Source organism: Mesorhizobium sp. M8A.F.Ca.ET.218.01.1.1, from assembly GCF_004791165.1.
Lineage (GTDB): Bacteria > Pseudomonadota > Alphaproteobacteria > Rhizobiales > Rhizobiaceae > Mesorhizobium.
In genome coordinates, this window is the sequence record NZ_SRUZ01000032.1 from 1 (window position 1) to 1,016 (window position 1,016).

1 pseudogene is annotated in these 1,016 nt (G+C 64.7%); it reads right to left on the reverse strand.

Going from position 1 to position 1,016, the window contains the following annotated elements:
- Positions 1-1,016, reverse strand: a pseudogene (locus EN861_RS34245) (RHS repeat protein); the annotation flags it as partial.

Below are 1,016 nucleotides of genomic sequence, written 5' to 3' on the forward strand. Positions count from 1 at the left end.
ACCGGCAGGTACTGTGTCGCCAGTGTCTGCCCGGACGCATCACGCACACTGGTCGTGGTGTGGGTCAGGCCTGCGATGGTGGCGTCCTGGCGCCCGACCTTGCTGAAGCCGTCGTATTTGAGGCTGTGCGTCGCCGCCGGGTTGGTCGATGCGGTCAGCTGGCCGATGTTGTAGTAGCCGGCCGCTGCCTGGTCGTAGGTGTTCTGCGTCAGCGTCACGGGGCTGCCGCCCGATGCCGTCGCCGTCTTCAGCGTCAGCCGGTCCATCTGGTCGTAACTGAGATTGGTCACCGTGCCCCTGGCATCGGTCTGGCTGGTGAGCCGGTTGGCGGCATCGTACACATAAGACCAGGTGCCGAGATCGGGATCGGAGGCCGACAGCCGGTTGCCGAGCATGTCGTAGGTGTAGGCCCAGTTCGAGCCGCCGGGATCGGTGACCCCGATCAGCCGGCCGAGCACGTCGTAGTTGCGAGCCTCGACAAGCTGAATGCCAGTAAAGTCGCGAACGATGCTGGCGACATCGCCGCGTGTCGACCATGCCGTCCTGGTCTGGTGACCAAGCTCGTCGGTCGTCGTCATGGCGTTGAGCCGCGGCGGGGCGGCGGCGGCAGTGGCCAATTCGTGTAAATAGGCCCGCTGACTGGCATCCGGATTGACGGTCTTGGTCAGCCGGTCGGCCCAGTCATAGAAGTTGGTGGTCCATTGCGGCGCCTCGCCGTTGAACCTCGGGAAGGCGGTCCGCAGCACATTGCCGCGTGGATCGTAGTCGGTCTCGGTGATGCGCTGCGGCCCTGTTGCGGTCTCTCCGGGGCTCTCCAGCCTCCAGACCCGACCGAGCCCATCATAGTACGTGCGATGATAGTCTGAGCCGGCACCGTTGGGCAGCGGCGTGTATGTTGCGATCGATTGAAGGCCCGGATTGCCTTCGTTCTCGAAGCGCGTCGCGACATAGGCCCCGGTGACGCTCTGCGAGACCTGGTAGGGCCGGCAGAACGGATCGTAGGTGAAGGTCTTCAC